Here is a 6,528-nt window from a genome sequence, read left to right on the forward strand (position 1 = left end):
GTTGAGATCCGGGTCGGTGCGGCCGGCCCCGGGCGGCGACGGCCGCTCGCGGTGACCATGCGTACGCCCGGCGACGATCTCGACCTGGCGATCGGCTTCCTGCTGACCGAGGGGCTGATCCGCGCCGCCGACGACGTACGCACCGCGCAGCTCTGCGCCGGCGCGGAGACGCCCAACACGTACAACGTGGTGGACGTGGTGCTGGCACCCGGCGTGCCCGAACCCGCCGTCGACCCGGCGCGGAACTTCTACACCACCAGCTCCTGCGGGGTGTGCGGCAAGGCGAGCATCGACGCCGTGCGTACCCGATCGGTCTTCGCGGTGGGCGACGACCCGCTGACCGTGCCGGCGGCGGTCCTGACCGCGCTGCCGGACCGGCTGCGCGCGGCGCAGCGCGGCTTCGACCGCACGGGCGGCCTGCACGCGGCGGGTCTGTTCACCGCCGACGGCGACCTGGTGGTGCTGCGGGAGGACGTGGGCCGACACAACGCCGTCGACAAGGTGGTCGGCTGGGCGGTCCGCGAGCGGCGGCTACCGCTGGCCGGGCACGTCCTGCTGGTCTCCGGGCGGGCGAGCTTCGAGCTGACCCAGAAGGCGTGGATGGCGGGGGTGCCGCTGCTCGCGGCGGTCTCCGCGCCGAGCACCCTGGCGGTGGAGCTGGCCGAGGAGGCCGGGCTGACGCTGGTCGGCTTCCTGCGCGGCGACGCGATGAACGTCTACGCCCGCCCCGACCGCGTGGCCACGGCCGGAACAGCCACCTGACCCCGCGTCGTGTGCCGGGCTCGACGGCGGCGGTGTGGTCCTCTCCGTCTCGATACCACAGAGGCATTTTTATGCCCCACAGGTATCAGCGTTCCGGCGGCAGTGGTTCGCCAGGCCTCACATGCCGTTGAAATGCGCCCCTAGCTGAACAGCCCCAGCCGGAACGCGGCGTCGCGGGCCAGCAGGAAGCCGGCGATGCCGAGGACCCAGCCGAGCATGCTGCCGGAGGTCCGCATGATCCAGGCGTTGAGCCGGGCCAGCACCGGCTCGATCAGCCTCGGCAGGGTCACCCGGGCCGCCAGCAGCAGCACCGCCGGCAGCACCATGACCAGGCAGTAGCCGGCGAGCAGCCCCACCATCTCGGCCGCGCCGAGACCCGAGGTGGTCAGCAGGCCGACCGCGCCGAGGTACGGCAGCATCGTCGCCACCTCCGCGAGCGCGGCGAGCAGCGCCAGCCCCACCAGCCACCGCGCCGAGGAGTCGCCGGCGGTGGCCCGGTCCCGCCAGCGCAGCACGCCTCCGCTGCGCGGACGCCGCTTGCCGTCGTAGCGGAAGCTCAGCACGAACAGCCCGACCCCGAGGACGAGTTGGGCCCAGAGCACCGGCCGGTTGTCCATCGCCCCGCCGAGGACGTCGGCCAGCCGGCTGCCGCCGAGGGCGAGCAGCAGCCCGACGCCGAAGTAGAAGACGACGATGGTGCCGAGGTAGCCGAGGATCCGGCGGGCGTTGACCGGCCCGGGTGCGAGCAGCAGCCAGACGGGGATGAAGAGCGTGCCGATGCTCGTGCTGTCGACCAGGGCCAGGCCGGCGAGCGTCAGCAGCAGTCCGACACTCATGCGGTGCTCGCGGTGGGTTGGGGCACGGAACCATTCTGTGCCGGCACCGTACCCGCCGACTCGGTCCGTGGAACGAACGTCCCCTACATCTTTCGACGGAGAACGCCATGCCGTCGCTCCCGGTAGTGGCGCTCCCGGAGGCGGTCCTCCCGGTAGTGGCGTGGTCCAGCGCGGGCAGGTCGCTGTCCGCGCCGAGCAGCCACGTGGTGTTGACCGTCGCGGCGTCGAGGGCGGCCTGGCGGGCCAGGACCAGCATGTCCGGCTCCGGGTCCACGCCGACGACGGCCCCGACCCGGGCGGCGAGCGGGAGGCTCGACTGGCCGGTGCCGCAGCCGAGGTTGACCACCGTGTCGTCGGCGTCGAGGCCGAACGCTCCGACGAGGGCGTCGAGCACCTCGGGCGGGTAACCTCGCCGGTGCCTCGCGTAGTACGTCGCCACCTCGCCGCTGGCCTACTGCCGTGACCACGGAGTAGGAGTGATCGTCCGCGGCTTGCGGAACACCACCGACCTGCAGAGCGAGTACCAGCTCGCCGCGATGAACGAGTCGCTCGGTGTCCCCACGGTGTTCCTGCCCGCGCAGCCCGAACTGGTCACGGTGTCTTCGACTGCGGTGCGCAGGCTCAGGAATTGACCCCTCGTACACGCAGCCGCAGACGGCCGGAGTGGGGCTGGGGTGCCACCTTCTGTTTCATAAGCCGTGACTGGCTGCGCCGGATCTCGACGACGGCGTGTAGTCCGTTCGCCCGATACCACACGGGTATTTTTATGCCGCACAGGTATCGGCGTTCCCGGGGGAGTGGTTCGTCAGCTTTGCGCGCCGTCCAGGTCTTCCGCCTGCCGGAACGCCGTCGGAACGCCGCCAGGACTGCGATCCGACCGCACCGCTTCTAAAACACGCGCTAGAACGGGAAACGGCCTCGGCGGATGCGCCAGGGGCGGCCGGCCTTCAGGTGATCGACGATCGCGCGCTGGAGCACGGTGTGGCGCGGCAGTTCGTCGAGTGGCGTGGTCAGGGTGCGGAACACGAACCGCAGCACCTCGACGTCGGCGTCCAGCCCTTCCGGCTCCTCGTAGGGCTCCAGCTCGAACATCCGCTGGAACCGGACGATGTTGGAGTCGTCGGGCAGGTACTCCAGTAGCTGCGGGTCGAGCAGCCACGAGCCACAGGCGAACGCGGTGTAGTGCTCGTCGGGGAAGTGACGCGGGAAGAACGCGCGGGCTTGGTCGAGCGACGCCGCGACCGCTTCCGAGGTGAGCGGCCCCGCCTCGGGGATGTGCAGGTCGAGGGCGGTGCCGCCGCGCTGGTGTTGCAGCCGGCCCAGCTCGTAGAGGCCGCCGCGGGCGTGCAGCGTCAGCCAGCTCTGCATGACCGGCCAGCCCTCGCGCTGCATTCGCCGGTCGATCGCGAGGTTGCGGCCCAGGTCCGCGAGGGTCGCCCACGAAACGGCGTCGGCGATGCCGTGGTCGCGGTGGTATCCCCTGACAGCGTCGAGCAGGGCGAGGTACGCGTACACGTAGAGATGCCGCCAGGCGGGACCCCGCTCGCGCGGCAACTCCGGACCGGGCGGCAGCCAACCGTGGCCCCCGAGATCGGCGCGGACCAGGGCGATCGACCGGTCGAGCAGCCAGCGGAGCTCCGGCGTCCAGAGTGGGGAGTCGGAGTCGGGCCAGCCCGCCATGATCTCGGCGGCGTCGTCCGGCCGTACCGCGAGCCGGTCGAGGATCGCGGGCGCGTCGGCCCTGGCGGGCAGCGGAGCCGACGGCCGGTCACCGGCGAGCCGGTGTACGCGTTCGACGTCCTCGACGGGCACCCCGAGCCGGGCGGCGGTGTCGTCCAGGTCCACGCGGACGACCCTACCGGCCGGTCGGCGTCTCCCACGGCCCCGTACCGCTCGGGTCGGACCCGCCTGACAACGGCCATGGCTCGCGGGACAGGGCTAGGGATGCCGACGTGCGAAGAGGATGCCGCCGAGCCTGCTCTCGGGCGAGGTCACGACCGTCTCGTAGGAGTCCCTGGTGTCCCGCCAACCAGCCTTCGTTCCTCACGCCCGACACGTTAGGTCTTCCAGGCGACGCTCGCCTTTTCGTGTCAGCTCGCTTGGTTCTGCTGCTCGGCCCATTCGGCGACCCGTCGCGCGCTCTCCTTCTCGGAGAGGTCCTCCACCCGGGTCATGACCGACCACCGTACGCCGAAGGGGTCCCTGATGCTGGCGAACCGGTCGCCGGACACGAAGGTGGACGGCGCCTCACGGACGACGGCGCCGGCCGCCTCGGCCCGGGCGACGACCGCGTCCACGTCCGGGCAGTAGAGGCCCATCGAGTAGCAGTCCTGGTCCCCTTCGGGTGCCGCGACGAGCCCGTAGTCGGGCATCGGCTCCCCGAGTTGCAGCAGCCCGTGGCCGAAGTCGAGGACGGCGTGGGCCACGACTCCGCCCATCTCGGTCACGTCGACCACCCGGGCACCGAAGATGTCCCGATAGAAGTCGATGGCGCCGCGTGCGTCGGGGATCGCCAGGAAGGGGGTCAGGCTGGTGGCGCCGTGCGGCGTACCGTTCGTGGTGTGCTCACCGTCGGCGGCTCGGCTCGTTGCAGTCATGTGACCGATCGTAGGAATGGCGGGCGTGGGCCGGCTTGAAGATTCGCGCCAGGCGGCCGGCACGGATGCGGCGAGCCCACGGGGTGTCCTCTACCCGGCGCGGCTGCCCACGTTCGACCGGCTCCCGCCGCCGGATGCGGTGCGGCAGCTTGTGCGATGGTTCTGGATCCCGGAGTGGCAGATCCAGCCGGGGCGGTCCTCCCGGCAGCAGCTGATCGCCTTCCCCGCCTGCAACCTCGTCGTCGAACCGGACGCGGTCGGCATCTCCGGACCGACGACCGGCGGTTCGTACCGTGACCTCACCGGCACGGGCTGGGCCGTCGGCGCCCTGCTGCGGCCGGCGGCCGTACGCCATCTCGTCGCGGATCCGGCGGCCCTGCGGGACCGCTACGAGGCCGTGGACCTACCCGTCCTGCACGAGCGGGTGCACCGCGAGATGACCGGGCCGGGCGACCGGCAGACCCGGCACCGCCGGGCCGTCGATGCCTTCGCGGGGTGGCTCAGCGACACGATCCCACGGCCGAACGACGAGGCGCTGCTGGCCAACGCGATGGCCGAGGCCATCGACACCGATCCGACGATCCGGACGGTCGAGGATGCCGCCGTACGCGTGCGCCTGTCCACCCGCTCGTTGCAGCGGCTCGCGGGACGGTACGTCGGGCTGCCGCCGTCGACGATGATCCGTCGGCGTCGGCTACAGGAGGCGGCCGAACGCCTGCGTACCGACCCGGACACGACCCTGGCCGCGGTCGCCGCCGACCTCGGCTACAGCGACCACGCCCACCTCGCCAACGAGTTCCGGTCGGTACTCGGCCTCTCCCTGAGCAGCTACCGACAGCGGGCCACGCGCGAGGAGGACGGGGGGTGACAGGACGTCGCCGGACCTGATCTGCCGCGCGGCCATGCACGCCTGCCACGTTGGTGTCCCCGAGGTCGAGCCGCTGCCACGGATGACCGGGTTATCCCCGATCGTCCGATGCGGGTGCGCCAGGGGAATCTCCCCGATGCCCGGCCGGCACCGGGAGGCAAGGCTCGATGTCATGAGAATCGTGAATGGCCGGACCGCTCTCGTCGCGACGGCGCTCGCCACCGTGCTGACCGTCGTGACCCCGGGCGCGGTCACCGCCGCACCCCCGGCCCGCTCCGCCGCCGACTGCCGCCCCGGCACCCTCGACCCCGGCCCACTCCGGCAGGCGATCGCCGGATTACCCAACTCCGACGCCACCAGCGCCCAGGTCCGGATCATCACCCCGGACGGCTGCTGGACCGGCGCCACCGGCGTCCGAGACCTGCGCAGTCAGGCCCCCGTGCCGCCGCACGCACGCTTCCGGATCGGCAGCGTCACCAAGGTCTTCACCGCCGCACTGGTGCTGCAACTGGTCGCCGAGGGCCGCATCGGCCTGGCCGACCCGGTGCAGCGTCACCTGCCCGGGCTGCTGCCCGCCGACTACCCGACCGTCACCGTCCGCCAACTGCTCGACCACACCAACGGCATCCCCAGCCCGACCATGCCGGACGGCATCGAGTGGCAGCTCGCCCACCGGTACGACAGGTGGACCCCGGAGCAGATCGTGCGACTCGGCCTGCGCAACCCCAGGCAGTTCGCACCCGGGACGAAGCAGCACTACACCAACATGGGCTACATCGTTGCCGGCCTGCTGGTGGAGAAGGTCACCGGCCACGCGTACGCGCGGGAGCTGGACCGGCGGATCGCCCGCCCGCTCCGCCTGCGAGACACGTACGCCCCTGGCGACGACCCGCGCATCCTCGGTCCGCACGCACACGGATACCAGGCCGTCGTACGCGACGGAGCCACCGAACTGATGGACGCCACGACCTGGAGCCAGACCTTCACCCCCGCCTCCGGCAACGTCATCTCCAGCCTCGCCGACCTGGACACGTTCGTCACCGCGCTCTTCGCCGGCCGGGTCGTGCCGCCGGCCCAACTGGCCGAGATGTTCACCCTGCCCGCTGTCCCCGACGTCTCCGGTGGTCCGGCCCGCTACAGCGCCGGGCTCACCGCGTTCCCGCTGCCCGGAGGCGAAGTCCTGTGGATCAAGACGGGCTCCCGGTTCGGCTACCTGACCGGCGTGGCGTCCACCCGCGACGGCCGGTTCCGGACGCAGTACTCGATCACCGGGACCGACGCCAAGGGTGAGGAGCTCAGCCGTACGGCTCAGGCCGTCATCGGAGCCGCGCTCGGGATGCTCTGACGGGAGTCAGCGGGGGCCGCGTCGGCTGCGCCGGCGGCGTAGCACCCCGGGCGTTTCCACCGCCGGCCAGCCGTCCAGCTCCGACGGCGGCACGCCCCGGCGCAGCAGGTCATCGAGGAG

General features: G+C 72.0%; 7 protein-coding genes and 1 pseudogene. 4 read left to right on the top strand and 4 right to left on the bottom strand.

Annotated elements, in window-relative coordinates; all coding sequences use genetic code 11:
• On the top strand, positions 1-762 hold a 762-nt coding region (gene fdhD / locus AB0B91_RS63930; protein ID WP_358342764.1), incomplete at its 5' end, for a formate dehydrogenase accessory sulfurtransferase FdhD.
• A gap of 140 nt (positions 763-902) precedes the next feature.
• On the opposite strand, the gene AB0B91_RS63935 is transcribed toward fdhD, so the two are convergent.
• Positions 903-1,598: a GAP family protein gene (locus AB0B91_RS63935; protein ID WP_089002849.1), complete on the bottom strand. Its 696-nt coding sequence runs from the start codon at positions 1,596-1,598 to the stop codon at positions 903-905.
• A 220-nt stretch (positions 1,599-1,818) separates the two neighbouring features.
• Positions 1,819-2,037: pseudogene (locus AB0B91_RS63940) on the bottom strand (methyltransferase domain-containing protein); the annotation flags it as partial.
• Positions 2,038-2,074: 37 nt separating this feature from the next.
• Here AB0B91_RS63940 and AB0B91_RS63945 point away from each other — a divergent pair.
• Positions 2,075-2,230 (top strand): hypothetical protein, encoded by a 156-nt coding sequence (locus tag AB0B91_RS63945; protein ID WP_197697776.1) that lies wholly within the window; start codon positions 2,075-2,077, stop codon positions 2,228-2,230.
• A gap of 268 nt (positions 2,231-2,498) precedes the next feature.
• Here the strand turns inward: AB0B91_RS63945 and AB0B91_RS63950 are convergent, their stop codons facing one another.
• On the bottom strand, positions 2,499-3,443 hold the full coding sequence (locus AB0B91_RS63950) for an acyltransferase domain-containing protein (protein ID WP_357659771.1): 945 nt from the start codon (positions 3,441-3,443) through the stop codon (positions 2,499-2,501).
• Positions 3,444-3,688: 245 nt separating this feature from the next.
• Complete coding sequence (locus AB0B91_RS63955) at positions 3,689-4,195, bottom strand: VOC family protein (protein WP_089002847.1); 507 nt, start codon at positions 4,193-4,195, stop codon at positions 3,689-3,691.
• A 25-nt stretch (positions 4,196-4,220) separates the two neighbouring features.
• On the opposite strand from AB0B91_RS63955, the gene AB0B91_RS63960 reads away from it, so the two are divergent.
• Complete coding sequence (locus AB0B91_RS63960; protein ID WP_357659774.1) at positions 4,221-5,063, top strand: helix-turn-helix domain-containing protein; 843 nt, start codon at positions 4,221-4,223, stop codon at positions 5,061-5,063.
• 172 nt (positions 5,064-5,235) lie between these two features.
• On the top strand, positions 5,236-6,408 hold the full coding sequence (locus AB0B91_RS63965) for a serine hydrolase domain-containing protein (RefSeq protein ID WP_357659776.1): 1,173 nt from the start codon (positions 5,236-5,238) through the stop codon (positions 6,406-6,408).
• Positions 6,409-6,528: the final 120 nt, after the last annotated feature.

It is taken from the genome of Nonomuraea sp. NPDC049141 (assembly GCF_040648415.1).
Lineage (GTDB): Bacteria > Actinomycetota > Actinomycetes > Streptosporangiales > Streptosporangiaceae > Nonomuraea.

Excerpts from the sequence above, each read along its gene's own strand:
- AB0B91_RS63935 (WP_089002849.1), bottom strand. The coding sequence starts at position 1,598 with ATGAGTGTCGGACTGCTGCTGACGCTCGCCGGCCTGGCCCTGGTCGAC.
- AB0B91_RS63955 (WP_089002847.1), bottom strand. The coding sequence starts at position 4,195 with ATGACTGCAACGAGCCGAGCCGCCGACGGTGAGCACACCACGAACGGT.
- AB0B91_RS63965 (WP_357659776.1), top strand. The coding sequence starts at position 5,236 with ATGAGAATCGTGAATGGCCGGACCGCTCTCGTCGCGACGGCGCTCGCC.